Source organism: Luteimonas sp. MC1782 (assembly GCF_014164605.1).
GTDB lineage: Bacteria > Pseudomonadota > Gammaproteobacteria > Xanthomonadales > Xanthomonadaceae > Luteimonas.
Genome location: NZ_JACJFT010000001.1, coordinates 1,130,778 through 1,150,814, shown reverse-complemented (window position 1 = coordinate 1,150,814; position 20,037 = coordinate 1,130,778). Strand labels below are relative to the sequence as shown.

Annotated in this window: 16 protein-coding genes, 1 pseudogene and 1 riboswitch; of the genes and pseudogenes, 7 read left to right on the top strand and 10 right to left on the bottom strand. The window is 69.6% G+C overall.

Annotation, left to right across the window (positions count from 1 at the left end; genetic code table 11):
* Nucleotides 1-34 precede the first annotated feature (34 nt).
* Nucleotides 35-134: riboswitch (glycine riboswitch) on the bottom strand.
* A 197-nt stretch (nt 135-331) separates the two neighbouring features.
* The gene (locus H5368_RS05410; protein ID WP_182822093.1) at nt 332-1,585 is read left to right on the top strand and encodes a multidrug effflux MFS transporter; all 1,254 of its coding nucleotides are present in this window, start codon (nt 332-334) and stop codon (nt 1,583-1,585) included.
* A gap of 6 nt (nt 1,586-1,591) precedes the next feature.
* Here the strand turns inward: H5368_RS05410 and H5368_RS05405 are convergent, their stop codons facing one another.
* The 9 genes and pseudogenes from H5368_RS05405 to H5368_RS05365 all read right to left on the bottom strand — a co-directional run bounded on the left by H5368_RS05405 (nt 1,592) and on the right by H5368_RS05365 (nt 14,646).
* A complete protein-coding gene (locus tag H5368_RS05405; RefSeq protein ID WP_182822091.1) occupies nt 1,592-2,266 on the bottom strand; it encodes a HAMP domain-containing histidine kinase in 675 nt (224 codons plus the stop codon).
* Complete coding sequence (locus H5368_RS05400) at nt 2,263-4,041, bottom strand: response regulator (RefSeq protein ID WP_182822088.1); 1,779 nt, start codon at nt 4,039-4,041, stop codon at nt 2,263-2,265. Before H5368_RS05400 ends, H5368_RS05405 begins: the two co-directional genes overlap by 4 nt.
* On the bottom strand, nt 4,026-9,476 hold the full coding sequence (locus H5368_RS05395; RefSeq protein ID WP_220486500.1) for a HAMP domain-containing protein: 5,451 nt from the start codon (nt 9,474-9,476) through the stop codon (nt 4,026-4,028). The genes H5368_RS05400 and H5368_RS05395 overlap by 16 nt, the downstream gene beginning before the upstream one ends.
* An 84-nt stretch (nt 9,477-9,560) precedes the next feature.
* Nucleotides 9,561-11,531 (bottom strand): M2 family metallopeptidase, encoded by a 1,971-nt coding sequence (locus tag H5368_RS05390; RefSeq protein WP_182822085.1) that lies wholly within the window; start codon nt 11,529-11,531, stop codon nt 9,561-9,563.
* Nucleotides 11,532-11,623: 92 nt separating this feature from the next.
* Nucleotides 11,624-12,073 (bottom strand): annotated as a pseudogene (locus H5368_RS05385) (hypothetical protein); the annotation flags it as partial.
* A gap of 64 nt (nt 12,074-12,137) precedes the next feature.
* Complete coding sequence (minE, locus tag H5368_RS05380; RefSeq protein WP_182822083.1) at nt 12,138-12,404, bottom strand: cell division topological specificity factor MinE; 267 nt, start codon at nt 12,402-12,404, stop codon at nt 12,138-12,140.
* Nucleotides 12,405-12,407: 3 nt separating this feature from the next.
* On the bottom strand, nt 12,408-13,217 hold the full coding sequence (gene minD / locus H5368_RS05375; protein WP_182822081.1) for a septum site-determining protein MinD: 810 nt from the start codon (nt 13,215-13,217) through the stop codon (nt 12,408-12,410).
* A gap of 29 nt (nt 13,218-13,246) precedes the next feature.
* On the bottom strand, nt 13,247-14,053 hold the full coding sequence (minC, locus tag H5368_RS05370; protein ID WP_223878025.1) for a septum site-determining protein MinC: 807 nt from the start codon (nt 14,051-14,053) through the stop codon (nt 13,247-13,249).
* Complete coding sequence (locus tag H5368_RS05365; RefSeq protein ID WP_182822079.1) at nt 14,053-14,646, bottom strand: GNAT family N-acetyltransferase; 594 nt, start codon at nt 14,644-14,646, stop codon at nt 14,053-14,055. The genes minC and H5368_RS05365 overlap by 1 nt, the downstream gene beginning before the upstream one ends.
* Before the next feature lie 187 nt (nt 14,647-14,833).
* Here H5368_RS05365 and H5368_RS05360 point away from each other — a divergent pair, with 187 nt between their 5' ends.
* The 6 genes from H5368_RS05360 (at nt 14,834) to H5368_RS05335 (ending at nt 19,378) form a co-directional block, all read left to right on the top strand.
* The gene (locus H5368_RS05360; protein ID WP_182822077.1) at nt 14,834-16,075 is read left to right on the top strand and encodes a sensor histidine kinase; all 1,242 of its coding nucleotides are present in this window, start codon (nt 14,834-14,836) and stop codon (nt 16,073-16,075) included.
* Nucleotides 16,072-16,743: a response regulator transcription factor gene (locus H5368_RS05355; protein ID WP_182822075.1), complete on the top strand. Its 672-nt coding sequence runs from the start codon at nt 16,072-16,074 to the stop codon at nt 16,741-16,743. Before H5368_RS05360 ends, H5368_RS05355 begins: the two co-directional genes overlap by 4 nt.
* 99 nt (nt 16,744-16,842) lie before the next feature.
* On the top strand, nt 16,843-17,991 hold the full coding sequence (locus H5368_RS05350) for an SRPBCC family protein (protein ID WP_182822073.1): 1,149 nt from the start codon (nt 16,843-16,845) through the stop codon (nt 17,989-17,991).
* A 43-nt stretch (nt 17,992-18,034) separates the two neighbouring features.
* Entirely contained in the window at nt 18,035-18,400 is a 366-nt protein-coding gene (locus tag H5368_RS05345; protein ID WP_182823778.1) for a DUF423 domain-containing protein, read from the top strand.
* 4 nt (nt 18,401-18,404) lie between these two features.
* Nucleotides 18,405-19,079: a DNA-3-methyladenine glycosylase 2 family protein gene (locus H5368_RS05340; RefSeq protein WP_182822071.1), complete on the top strand. Its 675-nt coding sequence runs from the start codon at nt 18,405-18,407 to the stop codon at nt 19,077-19,079.
* Complete coding sequence (locus H5368_RS05335; RefSeq protein WP_182822069.1) at nt 19,076-19,378, top strand: hypothetical protein; 303 nt, start codon at nt 19,076-19,078, stop codon at nt 19,376-19,378. The genes H5368_RS05340 and H5368_RS05335 overlap by 4 nt, the downstream gene beginning before the upstream one ends.
* Nucleotides 19,379-19,431: 53 nt before the next feature.
* Here the strand turns inward: H5368_RS05335 and H5368_RS05330 are convergent, their stop codons facing one another.
* Nucleotides 19,432-19,989, bottom strand: a complete 558-nt coding sequence (locus tag H5368_RS05330) for an outer membrane beta-barrel protein (protein ID WP_182822067.1) — start codon at nt 19,987-19,989, stop codon at nt 19,432-19,434.
* Nucleotides 19,990-20,037: the final 48 nt, after the last annotated feature.

Below are 20,037 nucleotides of genomic sequence, written 5' to 3'. Positions count from 1 at the left end.
GGCGGACGCGAAGGGACGGCGTGCGGCTGCACGCGTACGCCCCTCTGTCCTTTTGCCTGAGAGTTCAGGGCGGGCCATGCCCACCCAATGCACCTTCGGCGCCGGATCCAACCGGTCTCTCCAGAGTGTTTCCCACCGGCGGTACGGGAGCCTGAGCGATTACGGGCGTTTGCGCCTTCGGCAGCGGACCGGGGTCCGCTTCTCCCACCGGCTGGTTGCAGCAGGGCGATTATAGGCGGATTGCCGCGGCGGCAGGCGCGCGGTTGCTATCCTGCGCAGCCCACGCCGGATCCCCCTGAATGACCGTCCCACATCCGGGCGCGCGCCGTTGATGGCCGCCCGAGAACCCCGCCTGTCTCCCCGAGGCCTGGCCCCGCTGCTCGCCGGCCTGGCGATGTTCGGGCCGTTCTCGATCGACGCGATCTTCCCGGCCTTCCCGGCCATGGGCGCGTCGCTGGGCGCCGACAAGCTGGCGATGCAGCAGACCATCAGCGTCTACCTGGTGGCCTATGCGCTGATGAGCCTGGTGCACGGCCCGATGTCCGACGCCTTCGGCCGGCGGCGGGTGATCCTGGGCGGGCTGGTGGTGTTCATCGCGGCCTCGGTGGGCTGCGCCCTGGCCGACGACCTGGCGAACATGCTGGCGTTCCGGGCGCTGCAGGGACTGTCCGCGGGCGTGGGCCTGATCGTGGGGCGCGCGGTGATCCGCGACGTGCTGCAGGGCGACGACGCGCAGCGGCTGATGAGCCAGGTGTCGATGATCTTCGGCATCGCCCCGGCGATCGCGCCGGTGATCGGCGGCTGGATCCTGGGCTGGGGCCACTGGCACGACATCTTCTGGTTCCTGGTCGCGTTCGCGGTGCTGCTGCTGGCTGCGACCTGGATGTGGCTTCCCGAAACCCACCCGCCGCACAACCGCATCGCACCGCTGCCGCGCCGGCTGCTGCGCGACTACGTCGCGATCTTCACCAACGGCCGCTTCCAGCGCCTGGCCGCGGCGGGCGCGCTGAACTTTTCGGCGCTGTTCCTGTACATCGCCTCGGCGCCGGCGTTCGTGCTCGACCTGTTGAAGCTCGACGAGCGCAGCTTCGCCTGGTTTTTCGGGCCGATGATCGGCGGCATGATGCTCGGCGCCTTCACCTCGGGGCGCATGGCCGGCCGGGTCACGCCCGCCGTGCAGGTCAACCTGGGATTCGCCTGCTGCGGCATGGCGGCGCTGGGCAACGTGGCCTACAGCCTGCTGGTGGCGGAGCCCACCGTGCCGTGGGCGGTGCTGCCGGCCACACTGAACGCGTTCGGCGTGTCGCTGGTGTTCCCGGTGCTGACGCTTGCGATCCTGGACATGTACCCGCGACAGCGCGGCTCGGCGTCATCGCTGCAGGCCTTCACCAGCCTCTCGCTGAACGCGGTGGTGGCCGGCGTGCTGTCGCCGCTGGTCAGTGGCTCGATGCTGGCGTTGGCGGTGGCGGCGGCCGTGTTCACACTCGCGGGCTGGCTGGTGTGGCGGCTCGAGCGCCATCGCATCAAGCAATTGCCGGCGGGGCACTGCGAGCCGGGCTCGCCGGATCCGGCGGAACACGTCTAGCGCCGCTTACTCCTGCCCGGCATCGGGCAGGGCGGGCAGGTCGAGCATGAGTTCCAGGGTGTCCCCGCCGCTGGCACGGCCATGCAGGCTGCCGCCGTGCGCGGTGGCGATGGCCGCGGCGATCACCAGCCCGAGGCCGAGCGCATCGTCCGGCGGGTCCGGATGCGGCGAGGTCAGCAGCGACGCGATCAGGGTGTCCGACGCATCGCGGCAGTGCACCGCGCAGGCCATGCGCATGCGCGCGCCGTGGCCCTCGATGCGGGCGCGCACCGCCACCGGATGGCTGCGCGACAGCTGCAGCCCGAGCAGGGCGTGGAACAGCTGGGCCACGCGCTGCATGTCACCGGCGATCCGCAGGGTCTCCGCCCCTGGCGCGAACTCCACGTGGGGCGGCACCTCGCGCAGGCGGGCGATGGTGTCCATCACCAGCAGCTCCAGGTCGATCGCTTCGCTGCGGACCATCAGCCGGCCCTGCTCGGCGCGGCCGAGGTCGCTGAACTCGTCGATCATCCCGCCCAGGCGCTGGATCTGGCGTTCCAGCACCGCGAACAGCTCGTCGCGCTGGTCGTCGCCGAGGCCCGGGTCACGCAACAGGTAGACAGCGGTCTGCATCGGCGAAAGCGGCCCGCGCAGGTCGTGCGCGAGGCGGTCCATCCAGGCCTTGGCCGAAGGCGCGCTCATGTCGCCGCTCCGCGGCCGGCCCCGGCGCACAGCCGCCGGATCGCGTCCAGTTGCGGTGGCTTCACCAGGTGTTCGTCGAACCCGGCGGCGCGGGTGCGCTCGCGGTCCTCCGGCTGGCCCCAGCCGGTGACCGCGACGATGCCCAGCGCCGCCGGGCCGCGGTGCTGCCGCAGGCTGCGGGCGATGTCGTAGCCGCTGCGCCCGGGCATGCCGACGTCGAGGAAGACCAGGTCGGGCGCGAAGCGCTCCACCTCGGCCTCCACCTGCAGCGGGTCGTACACCTGCGCCACCTCGTGGCCCAGCACGCGCACCATCATCGCCAGCGTGTCGGCGGCGTCGCGGTTGTCGTCGACCACCAGGATCCGCGTCGTGCCGGTGCGCGCGCCTGCGGGGGTCTCGGCGGCGACCACGCCGGGCGTCGGCGCGTCCGGCGTACCGGCCATCGCCGCCCGCTGCCGCGGCAGGCACACGCGGAACGTGCAGCCATGGCCGAGTCCGGCGCTTTCCACCTCGACGCGCCCCGCGTGCATGGCGGTGATCTTCTCCACCAGGGTGAGGCCGATGCCGAGGCCGCCATGCGCGCGCTCGATGGTGGTGTCGACCTGGCGGAACACGTCGAACACCGCCGCCATCTGGTCTTCAGCCAGGCCGATGCCGGTGTCGCGCACGGTGACCACGACCTCGTCGCGGGCCGCGTCAAGGCGGGCCTCGAGATCGATCCTGCTGCCCGGATCGGAGTACTTGGCCGCGTTGTTGAGCAGGTTGGCGAAGACCTGGGCCAGGCGCATGTGGTCGGCCTGCAGCAGCAGGACCTCGTGCGCCGGCAGGACCATGTGGAAGCGGTGCCCGCCGGCATCCAGCAGCGGCTGTGCGACTTCCACCGCCGAATCCAGCATGTCCGCAAGCGACACCGTATCCGGGCGCAGCGTCAGCTTGCCCTGCGCGATGCGCGCGATGTCGAGCAGGTCGTCGATCAGGCGCACGAGCAGCGCGAGTTGCCGCTCCATGGTGTCGTGCAGCGGGTCGGCGCCGCCGCCGGCCTCGAGCCGGCGGATGGCCAGCGCGTTCTGGAGCGGCGCCAGCGGGTTGCGCAGCTCGTGCGCCAGCGTCGCCAGGAACACATCCTTGCGCTGTGCCATGTCGCGCAGCCGGTCTTCGGCGCGGGCGCGCTCCGCCACCTCGTTCTGCAGTTCGTTGTTGCGGCTGGCGAGCGTTTCATTGGCCAGGCGCAGCGATTCATTGAGGGCGTGCAGCTCGCGCGACTTCTCCTGCTGCAGTGCCTGGTTCTGCGCGGCCAGGCTGGCGTTGAGCAGCTCCAGTTCGCGCCGCTTGCGGTACAGCTCCACAAGAACTTCGACCTTGCTGCGCAGGATCTCCGGGATCACCGGCACCATCACGTAGTCGACGGCACCCAGCTGGTAGCCCTGCAGGCGGTCCATGTCGGTCACGTTGACCGCGGTGACGAAGATGATCGGCGTCTTCTCGTAGCGCGGGTGCTGGTGCACCAGGCTCGCGGTCTCGAACCCGTCCATGTCGGGCATGTTGACGTCGAGCAGGATCAGCGCGTAGTCGTCCTGCATCAGCAGCTTCAGCGCCTCGCGGCCGGAACTCGCCTGCACCAGGTGCTCGCCCAGCGGCTCGAGGATCGCCTGGTAGGTGAGCAGGCGCCCGGGCTGGTCGTCGACCAGCAGGATCCGCACGGGCTCGTCGCCGGGTGCACGCACTCCATCGCGGTGCGCCGCGCGCGCCGCCGGATGGCTCAACGATGCAGCCATTGCCGCAGCACTCCAAGCAGTTCATCGGTCACCACGGGCTTGGCCAGGTAATCCGATGCGCCCGCCTCCAGGCACTTCTCGCGATCGCCCTTCATCGCCTTGGCGGTGATGGCCACGATCGGCAGCGCGCGCAACCCCGGCAGGCGGCGGATGGCGCGCATGGTCTCGTAGCCGTCCATGCCGGGCATCATGATGTCCATCAGCACCAGGCCGATGCCGGGGTCGCCGGCGACCTGGTCCACGGCTTCCTGGCCATTGGCCGCGGTGACCACGTCCATGCCATGGCGCTCCAGCACGCTGGACATGGCGAAGATGTTGCGCACGTCGTCGTCCACCACCAGCACGCGCTTGTCGGCGAGCATGTCGTCGGACGCATGCAGGCGCTCGACCATGCGCCGCTTGTCCGCCGGCAGGTCGGCGATCACCCGGTGCAGGAACAGCGCCGTCTCGTCGAGCAGCCGCTCGGGCGACTCGACATCCTTGATGACCACGCTCTTGGCGGCATGCCGCAGCCGCTGCATGTCCTCGGCGGAGAGCTCCTTGCCGGTGAACACCACGATCGGCAGGTCGCGCAGCAGCGGCTGCTCCTGGATGCGGTCGAGCAGTTCGAAGCCGTCCATGTCGGGCAGGCGCAGGTCGACCACGGCGCAGTCGTAGCCGCCGCCGGCCAGCGCCACGAGCGCGGCCGCGCCGCTGTCGACGGTGTCGATGGCGACGTCGTCATGGCCGATCAGGGCCTCGATGCCGAGGCGCTCGTTGGCGTCGTCCTCCACCACCAGCAGGCGCTTGACCCGCGGCAGCGCGTATTCGCGCATGCGCTGCAGCGAAGCGTCGATGGTTTCGGTGGTCGCGGGCTTGGCCAGGTAGGCGAACGCGCCGCGCTCGAGGCTCTGGTGGCGCCCCTCCTCGATGGTCAGGATCTGCACCGGGATGTGGCGGGTGCCGGCGTCCTGCTTCAGTCGCGCCAGCAGCGTCCAGCCGAGCATGTCGGGCAGGAAGATGTCCAGGCAGATCGCGGTCGGCTGGTAGGCGTGCACCAGTCGCAGCGCCTCGGCACCCGATCCTGCGACCAGCACGTGGAACCCCTGGTTCCGCGCAAGGTCGCGCAGCACCGTGGCGTAGCGCGGGTCGTCCTCGACCAGCAGCAGCACCGGGGTGCCACCGGGCTCCAGGTCGCGGTCGTCGGCAACCGCTTCCGGCACCGCCACGGGCGCTTCCACCATGCCGGCCGGGCTGCGCAGGGCCTGCGCGGCGCGCACGCTGTGCGCGCGGTCGGCACCGGCATAGTGCAGCGGCAGGTACAGGGTGAACGTGCTGCCGGTGCCGGGTTCGCTCTGCAGGTGCATTTCGCCGCCAAGCAGGCCGGCGAGTTCGCGGCTGATCGCAAGCCCCAGCCCGGTGCCGCCGAACTGGCGCGAGGTGCCGGCGTCGGCCTGCTGGAAGGCCTCGAACACGATCTTCTGCTTGTCCGCCGAGATGCCGATGCCGGTGTCGCTGACCTCGATCGCGACCACCGTGCCGGCGTCGCCGAGCACGTCGTGTTCGCGCGACCAGCCCGAACGAGCCTTGTAGGCGCGCATCCGCACGCTGCCGTGCTGGGTGAACTTGAAGGCGTTGGACAGCAGGTTCTTGAGGATCTGCTGCAAGCGCTTGGGATCGGTGCTCAGCACCGGGCCCAGCGCGGGGTCGAGCTCGATGGTGAACTCGAGGTCGCGGCGCTCGGCTTCGTGGCGGAAGGCGCGCATCAGGTTGTCGCGCAGGTGCGCGAAGCGCACCGCCTCGCTGTCGACGGTGACCGTGCCCGACTCGATCTTCGACAGGTCGAGGATGTCGCTGATCAGGTTGAGGAGGTCGGTGCCGGCGGCATGGATGGTCTTGGCGAACTCCACCTGGCGGCCGCTGAGGTTGGCTTCCGGGTTTTCCGCCAGCTGCTGGCCGAGGATCAGGATCGAGTTCAGCGGCGTGCGCAGCTCGTGCGACATGTTGGCCAGGAACTCGGACTTGTAGCGCGACGTCAGCGCGAGTTCGGCCGCCTTTTCCTCCAGTTCGCGGCGCGCGTGTTCGATCTGCTGGTTCTTCTGCTCCACCTCGGCCTTCTGTTCGGCGAGCATCTGCGCCTTCAGCGCGATCTCCTCGTTGGTCTGCTGCAGCTCGTCCTGCTGCGCCTGCAGTTCGCCGGCGAGCTGCTGCGACTGCGACAGCAGCCGCTCGGTGCGCATCGTCGATTCGATGGTGTTGAGCACGATGCCGATGCTGCCGGACAGCTGTTCGAGGAAGATGCGCTGCGAGGGCGTGAACCCGGACAGCGAGGCGAGTTCAAGTACCGCCTTGACCTGCTTCTCGAACAGCACCGGCAGCACGATCACGCTCTTGGGCACGGCGCTCAGCAGGCCCGACGAAATCTGCACCGAGCCGGGCGGGACGTCCTCGATCAGGATCAGCCGGCCTTCGGCGGCGCACTGGCCCACCAGGCCTTCGCCGAACGCGAGCGTGCCCGGGTGCGGTGCGCCCGGGGCGTCGGCGTAACGCGCCAGCTGGCGCAGGCGCGGGTGGTCGCTGGCGTCGTTGGCCTCGACCACGTAGATCAGGCCCTGTTGCGCGTCGACCAGCAGCGCCAGCTCCGACAGCAGCATCTGGCCGAGCGTCAGCAGGTCGCGCTGGCCCTGCATCATGCCGCTGAACTTCGCCAGGTTGGTCTTCAGCCAGTCCTGCTCGCTGTTGCTCTCGGTGGTCGCGCGCAGGGTGCCGATCATCAGGTTCATGTTGTCCTTGAGGTCGGCGAGTTCGCCGCGGACATCGACCGTGATCGAGCGGGTCAGGTCGCCCTGGGTCACCGCGGTGGCGACCTCGGCGATCGCGCGCACCTGGGTGGTGAGGTTGGCGGCAAGCTGGTTGACGTTGGCGGTGAGGTTCTTCCAGATGCCGGCGGTGCCGGGCACGTTGGCCTGGCCGCCGAGGCGGCCTTCCACGCCGACCTCGCGCGCGACCGTGGTCACCTGGTCGGCGAAGATCGCCAGCGTGTCGGTCATGCCGTTGATGGTGTCGGCCAGCTCGGCGATCTCGCCCTTGGCCTCCACCGTCAGCTTCTGCTGCAGGTCGCCGGTGGCGACCGCGGTGACCACCTTGGCGATGCCGCGCACCTGCGCGGTGAGGTTGGTGGCCATCGAGTTGACGTTGTCGGTGAGGTCCTTCCAGGTACCGGCCACGCCGGGCACCTGCGCCTGGCCGCCGAGCTTGCCCTCGGTGCCGACCTCGCGCGCCACGCGCGTGACTTCCGCGGCGAAGCCGTTGAGCTGGTCGACCATCGTGTTGAGCGTGTCCTTCAGCTGCAGGATCTCGCCCTGCGCATCGACCGCGATCTTGCGCGACAGGTCGCCCTTGGCCACCGAGGTCGCCACCTCGGCGATGTTGCGCACCTGGGTGGTGAGGTTGGTCGCCATGGAGTTGACGTTGTCGGTGAGGTCCTTCCAGGTGCCGGCGACGCCCGGCACCTGCGCCTGGCCGCCGAGCTTGCCCTCGGTGCCGACTTCGCGCGCGACGCGCGTGACCTCCGCGGCGAAGCCGTTCAACTGGTCGACCATCGTGTTGATGGTGTCCTTGAGCTGCAGGATCTCGCCCTGCGCGTCGACCGCGATCTTGCGCGACAGGTCGCCCTTGGCAACCGCCGTGGTGACCTCGGCGATGTTGCGCACCTGGGTGGTCAGGTTGGTCGCCATCGAGTTGACGTTGTCGGTGAGGTCCTTCCAGGTGCCGGCGACGCCCGGCACCTGCGCCTGGCCACCGAGCTTGCCCTCGGTGCCGACCTCGCGCGCCACGCGTGTCACTTCCGCGGCGAAGCCGTTCAACTGGTCGACCATCGTGTTGATGGTGTCCTTGAGCTGCAGGATCTCGCCCTGCGCATCGACCGCGATCTTGCGGGACAGGTCGCCCTTGGCGACCGCGGTGGTGACCTCGGCGATGTTGCGCACCTGGCTGGTCAGGTTGGACGCCATCGCGTTGACCGAGTCGGTGAGGTCGGCCCAGGTGCCGTCGACGCCGGGCACCTGCGCCTGGCCGCCGAGCTTGCCCTCGGTGCCGACCTCGCGCGCCACGCGCGTCACTTCGGCGGCGAAGCTGTTGAGCTGGTCGACCATCGTGTTGATGGTGTCCTTCAGTTCGGCGATCTCGCCGCGCACGTCCACGGTGATCTTGCGCGACAGGTCGCCCTTGGCGACCGCGGTGGTGACCTCGGCGATGTTGCGCACCTGGCTGGTCAGGTTGGACGCCATCGAGTTGACGTGGTCGGTGAGGTCCTTCCAGGTGCCGGCGACATCGGGCACCTGCGCCTGGCCGCCGAGCTTGCCCTCGGTGCCGACCTCGCGCGCCACGCGCGTGACTTCCGCGGCGAAGCCGTTCAACTGGTCGACCATCGTGTTGATGGTGTCCTTGAGCTGGGCGATCTCGCCGCGCACGTCGACGGTGATCTTGCGCGACAGGTCGCCACGCGCGACCGCCGTGGTGACTTCGGCGATGTTGCGCACCTGGCTGGTCAGGTTCGACGCCATCGCGTTGACGGAGTCGGTCAGGTCCTTCCACGTGCCGGCGACGCCGGGCACGATCGCCTGGCCACCGAGCTTGCCCTCCGTACCGACTTCGCGCGCCACGCGCGTGACCTCGGACGCGAAACCGCGCAGCTGGTCGACCATGGTGTTGATGGCCTCCTTCAGCTGCAGGATCTCGCCGCGCACGTCCACGGTGATCTTGCGCGACAGGTCGCCGTTGGCGACCGCGATGGTCACCTCGGAGATGTTGCGCACCTGCGCGGTGAGGTTGGACGCCATCTGGTTGACGGAGTCGGTGAGCTCCTTCCAGACGCCGGACACGCCCTCCACCTTGGCCTGGCCGCCGAGGCGGCCGGCCGTGCCGACCTCGAGCGCCACGCGCGTGACCTCGGAGCTGAACTCGCCCATCTGCTCGATCATGCGGTTGACGATCGTCGCCGAGCGCATGAATTCACCCTGCAACTGCCGGCCATTGGCCTCCAGCGGCACGCTGCGCGTCAGGTCGCCCTTGGCGACGCCGGCGATGGCCTCGGTGATGGTGGCGACCGGGCGCACCAGGTCGTCGACCAGTTCGTTGACCGAGTCTTCCATGTCGCCCCAGCAGCCGTGCCGGTTGGGCAGGGCGATCCGCTGCCGGGTCAGGCCCTCGCGGCCGACCTTCTCGCCGACGCGCGCGAGTTCGCTCGCCAGGCCTCGGTTGCCGCGGACCACCGCATTGAACGCGTCGGCGAGCCGGCCTTCGAGCCCTTCCCAGTGGCCGGGCAACTCCACGGTGAAGTCACCCTGCGCCACTGCCTGCAGCGCGGACAGCATCATCCGCATCGGGTCACGGGCCTCGTCAGCGGCTGTCGTGGTGCCCGGGGCGCCATGCCGCACCCGCGTTGTCTGCGTCACTGTTTGCATCCCCCTGGTGGCCGGATCGCCGGATCCGGTCAGGGACGATAAGGCCTCGCCATGCGCAATGCGTTCACGGCGCAATCACGGCTGCGCAGGCCCCTGCGGGGCACGCGCTGCTTCCCAGCCGCAGGTCTTGCCTTCGTTCTGCTGCACCAGCCATTCCTGCAGGGGCGAGAAGTACTCGAGCACCGCACTGGCATCCATCTTTTCGGTGCCGGTGAGTTCCTTCATGGTCTGCTGCCAGGGCTGGCTGCTGCCCTTGGACAGCATCGACCAGAACTTCTCGCCGGCGGCCTTGTTGCCGTGGAAGCTGCAGTCGTAGAGCGCGCCCTGGTAGCCCGACGCGTCGCACAGCGCCTTGTAGAACTGGAACTGCAGCACGTGCGACAGGAAGTAGCGGGTGTACGGCGTGTTGCCCGGCACGTGGTACTTGGCGCCCGCGTCGAAGAACTCCTCGCCGCGCGCCGTGGCCGGTGCCACGCCCTGGTACTTCGCCTTCAGTTCCCACCACGCGGTGTTGTAGTTGTCCGGGGTGATGGAGCCGTCGAACACGCCCCAGCGCCAGCGGTCGATCATCAGTCCGAACGGCAGGAACGCCACCTTGGACAGCGCCATGCGCATCTGCGCGTTGATCAGCGATTCCTGGCCGGCCTGCTGCGCGTCCACCAGGCCGATCGACTGCAGGTAGCCCGGGGTCATGGCCAGCACGATGGTGTCGCCGATGGCCTCGTGGAAGCCGTCGTGCGCGCCACCCTGGAACAGCGGCGGCTGCGTGCCGTAGGCCAGGTAGTAATACACGTGGCCAAGCTCGTGGTAGATCGTGGTGAAGTCTTCCTCGTTCGGCTTGATGCACATCTTGGTGCGCACGTCGGTGCCGGTGGTGTCCATCGGCCAGGCGCTGGCGTGGCAGACCACGTCGCGGTCGCGCGGCTTGATGAACTGGGTCTTGGCCCAGTAGCTCTCCGGCAGCGCCGGCATGCCGAGCGAGGTGTAGAACTCCTCGGCGCGCCGGGTCATCTCGCGCGCGTGTTCGGCCTGCGCGCTGCGCGCCACCTCGACCCGCTGGTCGGTATCGATCAACGCGTTCTCGCGCACCAGGTGGTCGTTGAGCGTGACCTGGTACTGGCGCTCGAGCGCGCCGCTGATGTCGAGCTTGCCGGCCTGCGGGTAGGGCGCAAGCGTGGTCCAGAGGTTGCTCCAGTCCTGCTGCCACATGTTGCCCATCAGGTGCGCGGGCAGCATGCCATTGACCGAGCCGCGTCCCGGGTACTGCGCCTCCAGGCGCGTGCGCGCATAGCAGTGAAGCTGCTCGTACAGCGGCTCGACCTGGGTCCACAGGCGGTCGGTCTCGGCCGACAACTCCGCCGGCGTCATGTCGTAGCCGGCGCGCCACAGCTCGCCGGCGTCGGCGAAGCCGAGGTCGCGCGCGCCGTCGTTGACCAGCTCCATGAAGCGCGTGTAATCCGCGCGCATGGGTGCGGCCACGCCGTGCCAGCCCTGCCAGGCGTCGAGCTGCGCGTCGTAGTCGCGGTTGTCGCGCAGGACGTCCTCGAGTGCGCCGAGCTGGCGGCAGTCCTTGGCGTCGCCTTCGGTCCTGCAGTAGGTGCCGGAGCCGTACGCGCCTTCCATCTTGCTGGCCAGGCGGGTGAGTTCGGACAGCTTGGCCGGGTCGCGCGGCGGCGGCATGGCGGTGCCGAGGCGCAGCAGGTTGATCGCGCGCTGCGTTTCCGGCGACATCTCCTTGCCCTCGAAGCGCCGCGCCTGCTCGACCCACGCCTTGGTCTGCGCGAGGAAGCGCTCGTTGCCCTTGGCCGCGAGCAGCTGGCTGTCGTCGTTGATGTAGGTGGACGAGATCCACTGCGACGCGGTGAACTCGGGCGTCAGCTCCGCAAGCTCGCGGTTCACCCGGGCGACGAACTCGTCGGCGGTTTCCTTGTCGAGTTCCGCCTGCGAAAGCCGGCCATCGGCGGGCTGTTCCGGCGCGCGCGAACACGCGGCAAGCGTCAGGCTCGCGGTGACCGCGAGGGCAAGCAGGGCGTGGCGTGTGGTCACGGCTGGGATTCCTGGTGGCGTGGGGCAGGCTGCGAGGCTAGAGCGCCGTCGCGGGTGTCGCAAGTGTGGAAAGGCGGTGCCAGCGCCCGGCAGGCGGTGACCAGGCCGCGCGCCTGCAGCCAGGTCCAGGCGGCATCGGCATCGTGTTCGAAGTAGGCGCGCGCCGAGCCGAGGCGGAAGGTGTAGCCCCAGGCGTCCATGTCGGCGAGCACGCGTTCGCGGCCGACGCCGGGGAGCTCGTCGCCGAACAGCGCCTGCAGCACGCAGACCGCGTCTTCCTCGGCGATCGAGTCGGTGGCGTCGGTGTGCACGCGCGCGCGCGCCTCGGGTGGCAGTACCACCAGGTGGCAGGCTTCGTGCAGCAGCGAATGCACCGGCGTGTCGCCCCGCGCATGCACGGTGCTGCCGATGATCCCGGCCTCGTCGTCGCCCCAGTAGCTGCCGGGAATCGGCGCGCCATCATCGACGCGCACCAGCGCGAGGCCGTGGCGGGCGAGCAGGGCGGCGGCGTCGGCGAACGCGATGTCGCGCAGGCGCAGCACGCCTGCCGTCGTTGAAGGACCCGCGGGCAGCTCCGCCGCGGTGCGCGGATCGGCCACCGCGGCCTCAGCCGGCCGAGGCGCGCTCGTCGGTCAGCGCCACCGAGATGTCGAGCACGTCATGGTCGCCGTCCTTGATCAGGTCCACCTTGACCGCCTCGACGTCGACGCTCACGTACTTGCGGATCACTTCCAGCAGCTCGCGCTGCAGCAGCGGCAGGTAGTCGGGTGCGCCGCGCGTGCTGCGTTCCTGGGCGACGATGATGCGCAGGCGCTCCTTGGCGATCGACGCGGTGTTCTTGGTTTTCGGCTTCAGGAAATCAAACATGCCCATGACTCAACCCCCGAACAGCTTGCTGAAGAAACCTTTCTTCTCCAGCTGGGTGAAGCGCATCGGCCGCTCCTCGCCCATCAGCCTGGCGACGGCATCGTCGTAGGCCTGTCCCGCCGGGGACTCCATGTCCAGGATCACCGGCTCGCCCTTGTTGGAGGCGTTCAGCACGTCGCCCGACTCGGGGATCACGCCGACCGTCTTCAGGCCCAGCACGTCCTCGACGTCGGTGATCGACAGCATTTCGCCGTCGCCCACGCGCGCCGGGTTGTAGCGGGTGACCAGCAGGTGCGACTTCACCGGTTCGCCGTTCTCGGCGCGGTGCGTCTTGGAGTCGAGCAGGCCGATGATGCGGTCGGAGTCGCGCACGGACGAGACTTCGGGGTTGACCACCACCACCGCCTGGTCGGCGTAGTACATCGCCAGGAACGCGCCCTTCTCGATGCCGGCCGGCGAGTCGCAGACGATGTAGTCGAAGCCGTCGGCGGCGAGGTCCTTGAGCACCTTCTCCACGCCTTCCTTGTTGAGCGCGTCCTTGTCGCGGGTCTGCGACGCCGCGAGGATGAACAGCGTGTCGAAGCGCTTGTCCTTGATCAGCGCCTGCTTGAGCGTGGCCTCGCCCTGGGTGACGTTGACGAAGTCGTACACCACGCGGCGCTCGCAGCCCATGATCAGGTCGAGGTTGCGCAGGCCGACGTCGAAGTCGATGACCGCGACCTTCTTGCCGCGGCGTGCGAGGCCGCAGGCAAGGCTTGCGCTGGTGGTCGTCTTGCCGACGCCGCCCTTGCCGGATGTGACTACGATGATTTCGGCCAACGTCTCTCTCCTGTGAGTGTGTGCGCGCTTCAGACGAGCGCTGCGATCTTGAGCTGGTCGTCATCGAGCCAGACCTGCACGGCCTTGCCGCGCAGTTCTTCCGGGATGTCTTCCAGAACCTTGTAGTGGCCCGCGACGGCGACGAGTTCGGCATGGAACTCGCGGCAGAAGATGCGCGCGCGGGGATTGCCCTGGGCGCCCGCGAGCGCACGCCCGCGCAGCGCGCCATAGATGTGGATGGAGCCGTCGGCGATGACCTCGGCGCCCGCGCCCACGGCGGCGAGCACGGTCAGGTCGCGGTCGGCGGCATAGACCTGCTGGCCGGAACGCACCGCGGTGGTCTGCATGAGGCCGGCGCCGCCGGAGGTCGCCGGGGCGGCGCCGGGCTCGTCGGCCGCACGCTTGCGCGCCGGCGCGCGCTCGGCAGGGGCCGGCGCGGGCGCGGGTGCCGCGGCCTGCGCACCCGGCTGCCCGGCGGATTCGTACGAGGCGCGGAAGCGCGCCAGCACCGGCAGGCCGAGTTCGAGCGCGAGCTTCTCGTTCTCGCTGCTGCCCCAGGCCAGTGCCACCGGAAGCGCGCCGGCCTGGCGCAGGGCGTCCATCAGCGCGCGCGCGGTGGCCGCGTCCGGGATGCCGGGCAGGCCGCCGAAGTCCACCACCACCGCGCCGCGCTCGAACAGCTTGGGCGCGCGCAGCACGCGCTCGCGCATCTCCGCCGCCAGGCGGTCGATGTCGAGCGTGCGCACGCGCAGGTTGGCGATCCCGACCTGGCCGATCTTGAGTTCACCCGCGGGTTCGAATCCCGCCGCCGCCGCGTCATGCGCCTGGGCCATCATCAGGTGCCCGTGGCCAGTTGCGCCTCGCTGGCCACGCGCGGCTGCAGCAGCCAGGGCTCGTCGGGCAGGGCGTCGCCGTAGTGCGAATGCACCCACGGATAGCTGCACAGGTCCTTGGTGAGCATGGAAGCGCGGATGCCGGTCTCGGGCATCACGTGCTGGCCGATCTCCCGGAAGCCGAAGCTGCCGTGGAAGATGCGCGCCGGGTCGCTGTCGTGCTCCACGAACACCTCGCAGGCCAGCACCGGGTAGCGCAGCTCGGCGTAGCTCTGGACGTCGGCGTAGAACGCGCGGCCCACGCCGCCACCGCGGCGGCGGCTGGCGACGACCACCCGATCGATATAGAAGTAGTGCGGGTACTGCGCCGCGAACCAGTGGAAATTGCTGGTGGCGTGGTCGCTGGCCGAGCCGAAGCCGACCAGGAACCCGGCCAGGGTGCCGTCGCGCTCGGCGACGCGGAAATATTCGGCGGTTTCGTAGAAGCGGCGCAGCCGTCCCGAATCGAGCGGCAGGATCGAAGGGCCGGCGGCATTGTTGAGGGCAAGGACGGAATCCAGCTCGTGCTCGCGCACGTCGCGGATGACAATCGACATTCCAGACTCCGTGGAAGAAAACATGTACTGGCAACGCGCCGCCGGGGCCAAGGGGGCCATCGACGGCGGCTGCGGAAGACGGCGGGATTATCGCATGGTGCGCCGGCGGGCGGCGACGGGGGTGCCACCGCGTCCGTCATGACTTCCGGGCGGCTCCGCCGCGGGCGATTGCCCCTACCATGGGTCCATGCTCGCGCGCTTCGACCACAATCGCCTGTTGCGCTACGCGGGCCTGTTCACCTGGGCGGTGATCGGGCTGCCGCTGCTACTGCTGACCCTGCCGCAGCCCGACCGCGGCGCGCTGGGGGCGGGCGAGGTGGTGGCGGCCACCGGCGGCGGCTTCGCGTGGCTGGCGTGGCTGGCGTTCGGCGCCTGCTACGGCTGGCTGACGCGCGCGCTCGGCCAGCGCCGGGTGACCCTGCTCGACAAGCTGCTGCTGGCCTGCCTGGCCGGCAGCGCGATCGCGATCAGCTATTACAGCCAGAGCGGCCTGGGCAGCATCCTGCTGATGGTGGTGGCCTGCGTGCTGCCGTGGCTGCTGCCGGTCTGGCAGGGCGTGGCGATGCTGGTGCTGTGCGAGTTCGTGATCGTGCCGGTCTATGTGCGCGGCTTCGATTTTTCCTGGGGCGAGGCGGTGCTGCAGGCCAGCCTGTACGTCGGCTTCACCGGTTTCGCCTTCGTGACCGGGCTGGTGGCCCGGCAACAGGCGCAGGCGCGCGACGAGCAGCGGCGGCTGAACGCCGAGCTGCGTGCCACCCGCGCGCTGCTGGCGCAGAGCGTGCGGGTCAACGAGCGCACGCGCATCTCGCGCGAGCTTCACGACCTGCTGGGGCACCACCTGACCGCGCTCAGCCTGAACCTGGAGGTGGCCAACCACCTCACCAGCGGCAAGGCGCAGGAGCACGTCAGCCAGGCGCATACCCTGGCGCGGCTGCTGCTGAGCGACGTGCGCGAGGCGGTCAGCCAGATCCGCGGCAACGAGGCCATCGACATGGCCGCCACCCTGCTGCCGCTGGCCGACAACGTGCCCGGTCTCACGGTGGACATCAGCCTGCCGCGGCCGTTCCTGCTCGACGATCCCGAGCGCGCGCACGTGCTGCTGCGCTGCACCCAGGAAATCATCACCAATACCGTGCGCCATGCGCAGGCCAGCATCCTGCGCCTGAAGTACCAGGTGGAGCGCGGCGCGGTGCGGCTGGAGGCCCGCGACGACGGGCGCGGGGCCGAGGGCTTCACCGCCGGCAACGGCCTGCGCGGGATGCGCGAGCGCCTGGCGGCGTACGGTGGCGAGGTCGCCGCCGAGACATCGCCGGGCCAGGGCTTCGTGCTGCGCCTGCGGCTGCCGCTCGATGACGCCACCGATATCGCCAGGCCAGTGCTCGACCCGTCCGGGCCGGGCCCCTCCCAGACCCTCCCGGAGTCGACATGAATACGCAAACCGAGACACGCCCGCCGCCGATCCGGGTCTGCCTGGTCGACGACCAGACCCTGGTCCGCCAGGGGATCCGCTCGCTGCTGGCGTTGGACGACGGCATCGAGGTGGTGGCCGAGGCCATCGATGGCCGCCACGCCGTCACCGTAATTCCCGAGTCGCGCCCGGACGTGGTGCTGATGGACATGCGCATGCCGATGATGTCCGGGCTGGAAGCGCTGCAGGCGCTGTCCGCGGCGGGCACGCTGCCGCCGACCATCATCCTGACGACCTTCGACGACGACCAGCTGGTGCTGGCCGGGCTCAAGGCCGGCGCCAAGGGCTACCTGCTCAAGGACGTGTCGCTGGAGCAGCTGGTGGGCGCCATCCGCACCGTGGCCGCCGGCGGCTCGCTGGTGCAGCCGGCGGTCACCCAGCGGCTGCTGTCGGGGCTGGAGCACATGCGCAACGAGTTCGTCAGCCTCGACCGCCCCGACCCGCTGACCGACCGCGAGACCGAGATCCTGCGCCTGATGGCCTCGGGCTTTTCCAACAAGGAAATCGCCAATTCGCTTGGCGTGGCGGAGGGCACCATCAAGAACCACGTGTCCAACATCCTCAGCAAACTCGGCGTCCGCGACCGCACCCGCGCCGTGCTCAAGGCCTTCGAACTCCAGCTCGTCTGACATTCGCCACTCGGATTGCTCGCAGCCGCGCGGGCAATCTTGATAGGATTGGCGGTCTGCGCCCCGGCCCCGGCCGGTCCTGGTCCCGGAGAACCCTGTATGACCCGTTTGCTCGAGCTCCTGATTTCCATCGCGATCGTCGCGGTGCTGTTCGTGATCGTCGGCGTGTTGCTGCCGTCAAGCCGCCACCTCTCCGAGAGCGTCGAGACCAATCGCAGGCTCTCGATCGTATTCGACACCATCAACAGCTTCCGTCGTTTCGACGACTGGCATCCCCTTGCGCTGGGCAACGTCCAGCTCAACCGCTCCGGCCCCGACTCGGGCGTGGGCGCGCGCATCGATTACAAGTCCGAGGTATCCAACGGCAGCTGGGAGATCGTGGAGTCCGACGAGGACCAGCGCGTGGTCTACGCGATCCAGGACGAGAAGCGCGGCAGCGACAAGCGCAGCGTGTTCACCCTCAAGCCCACCGGCCGCAACAACCGCAACGTCGAGATCACCCAGACCTACGACGTGAAGTACGGTTGGGACCTGCTGGGCCGCTACGCCGGCCTGTACGTGAGCCGCAACATCGGTGACAGCGTCAAGCTCGGCCTCGGCCGGCTGAGCAACATGCTCGCCTCGGTGCCCAACATCGACTACCGCGCCGCGGATGTCCGCCTGAGCGGCCTCGAGTTCGTGGACGTCCCGGCCGAGCACCTGCTGGTGGTCAACGCCGGCGCGGTGGAGCGCAACAACGAGAAGATCAAGACCTCGATGAAGGCCAACGCCGAGTGGATCAAGCGCACGATGGACGCCAACGGCCTGGTCGCGGCCGGTCCGCTGCGCATCGTGAGCACCGAGTTCGCGCGCGACACCTACACCTTCGACGTGGTGCAGCCCGTGCGTCGCCGCGCCGCGGGCGCGCCGGCCCCGGCCGCCGCCGATGTCAATGGCGAGGGTGCCGACGCCGCCGCCCAGCAGGCCGAGGCCGAGGCCGCGCCTGCCGTGGCCGCGACCGAAGCGCTCACCGGCCTGAACCTCATGGGTCCGGTGACCTATGCGCACAGCGAAGCCACCCGCGTCGCCACCGGCGACTACGTCGGCTACATGGCCGAGCTGGACAACGTGCGCAACGCCGTGCGCGCCTGGACCCTGACCCAGGGCGAGGAAGTCATCGGTCGCCCGTACGAGCTGTACAAGAACGGCATCGACCAGGCCTTCACCGCCGACGGCGAGTTCGAAGTGCGCTGGGTGCTCAAGCGCTGACGCACGGACGTACGTTCCAGTGAATGGTCTTGCCGCGCGCCGCATCCCAGGATGCGGCGCGCTGCGTTTGGGGCGGGCACTCGCGGCCTGCGGGGCGGTCCTTGGGGCGGGTTCCGTGGCCCTCGCCGCGTACGCGTCGCACGTGGCCGCGGCGGAGGAAGGATCGCGGCTGATGCTGGCCGCGGTGTTCGCGTTCGGCCACGGCGTGGCACTGGCCGCGCTGGCGCCACGCGCACCCGGTCGGGTGGCGTTGGCGGCGTTGTGCATGCTGCTGGCCGGCGTGCTGCTGTTCTCGGGCTCGCTGGCCGGCGCGCACTTCCACGGCCTGCCCACGCGGCTGGCACCCTTTGGTGGCGTGCTGATGATGGCCGGCTGGCTGCTGCACGCCGCCGCGGCGCTGCGGGACTGAGCCCGTGCCCCGGTATGCCCGCGGCTACGACACCGCCGAGGCCGAGGCCTGGCTGTCGCGCCGCGACCGCAAACTGGGCACCTGGATCCGTCGCCTTGGCCCGATCCAGGCGGATGTGCGCTGGCGCAAGTCATTCGATCCGGTGGATGCGCTGGCGCGCGCCATCCTCTACCAGCAGCTGAGCGGCAAGGCCGCCGCGACGATCGTCGGCCGAGTGGAAGCGGCGATCGACAGCACGCGGCTGCACTTCGACACCCTGGCGCGCGTCGATGACGCCACGCTGCGCGCCTGCGGCGTGTCCGGCAACAAGGCGCTGGCGCTGCGCGACCTGGCCGCGCGCGAATCACGCGGCGAGGTCCCCGATCTCCGGCGCATGTCCACCCTGGACGCCGACACCATCGTCGCCGCCCTGGTGCCGATCCGCGGCATCGGCCGCTGGACGGTGGAGATGATGCTGATGTTCCGCCTCGGCCGCCCCGACGTGCTGCCGGTCGACGACCTCGGCATCCGCAAGGGTGCGCAGCTCCTCGACCGTGCGGACGCGATGCCGACCCCGCGCGAGCTGGCCGCGCGCGGCGCGCACTGGGGGCCGTTCCGCACCCACGCCGGCCTGTACCTGTGGCGCATCGCGGATTCCACCGCCAAGGCCCCGGCACCGGTGAAGCGGTCCCAGGAATGATTCCGATACTGGAGTTCGACAACCCGATCTTCCATCCCGGTCGCAACACCACGATCCGCCGTGGCGACCGGTGGCATCCGGTTCCGCAAGTCCGTCTGCGGCTGCGCGACGGCAGCCTCTCGCCGCCGACGGCACTCGAGACGGCCCTGAAGACGTTCTCGGACCTGTCGCAGAGCGACATCGCGTTCGAGCACGATCCGAAGTGCCGGTCGCTCGCAGGGCTCCTGCGGGAGATGCAGCGCATCTATCCGGGCTTCGATCCCGGAGAAGACATCACCGTCTGCCATTTCAACGTCTGATGGAAACAGGACGGCCGCCCGGAGGCGGCCGTCTGTCCATCCGGACTGCAGGCTCAGAAGCGGAATTCGCCGCCGATGGCGATCGTGTCGACATCCACGTCCACGCCTTCGAAATCGGCCTGGCGGCGATCCCAGTTCAACGACACGCCCCAGCGGCGGTTGAAGTCGTAGCCGACGCTGGCACCGAAATACGCCTTGGTGGAATGCGCGTCGTCCACCACGTCCCAGTCGTCCTCGCGCACCTGCGCGGTCAGCCGCGCCACGCCGGTGCGACCGCCGACGAAGAAGCCGTGCCCGTCGGCACCGAAGTTGCGCTTCACGGCCACGCCGACGCCCATCGACACCAGGTCGAGGTCGGTGTCGTAGCCGAGGTATTCGGTGTACAGGGTGCCGATGTGGCCTTCGACCGCGAAATACCGGTTGAACCAGTAGCCGCCGCCGAAGGTGGCCGACGTGTCGGTTTCGCTTTCCGAAAAGCCCGCGTAGTCGAGCTGGACATCGCTCTGGCCCACTTCGGCGCGGACGAAACCGGCGCCGCCGTCGACCGCCATGGCGGCAGGAGAAATGACAGCCAGCGCCAGCGCGGACGCGAGGATGAGGTGCTTCTTCATGTTGATCCGTGTTCCCTGAAAGTAGGTCGCCCGTTCGTGGGCGCGCGC